This is a genomic window from Cobetia sp. SIMBA_158 (assembly GCF_046566945.1).
GTDB classification, from domain to species: Bacteria; Pseudomonadota; Gammaproteobacteria; order Pseudomonadales; family Halomonadaceae; genus Cobetia; species Cobetia amphilecti.
Map to the genome: position 1 here is coordinate 1 of NZ_JAWJYL010000788.1, position 250 is coordinate 250.

Annotated in this window: 1 protein-coding gene; it reads right to left on the minus strand. The window is 48.4% G+C overall.

What is annotated here, in order from left to right; all coding sequences use genetic code 11:
- Positions 1-250, minus strand: a 250-nt coding sequence (locus R2R70_RS21975; protein WP_410979191.1) for an acyl-CoA thioesterase, incomplete at both ends; no start/stop codon positions are given.

Consider the following 250-nt stretch of genomic DNA (forward strand, 5'->3'; position numbering starts at 1 on the left):
CGTGCAGACAAGCTACGACCATCACGTAATCGACGAACTTGGTATATCACCGGTTGGTTGATATCGCCACCACGCAAAAAATACCCATGCAGTGAGTGACAAGGTTTGTCTTTATCTAATGTATGCGCCGCTGCCATAATCGCTTGAGCGAGCACCTGCCCACCAAATATACGACTGCCCACATAGTCATGGCTTTTACCCTCAAACACATCAGGGGTAACTTCAATAAGCGCGATAGTAGCCAGCAGCT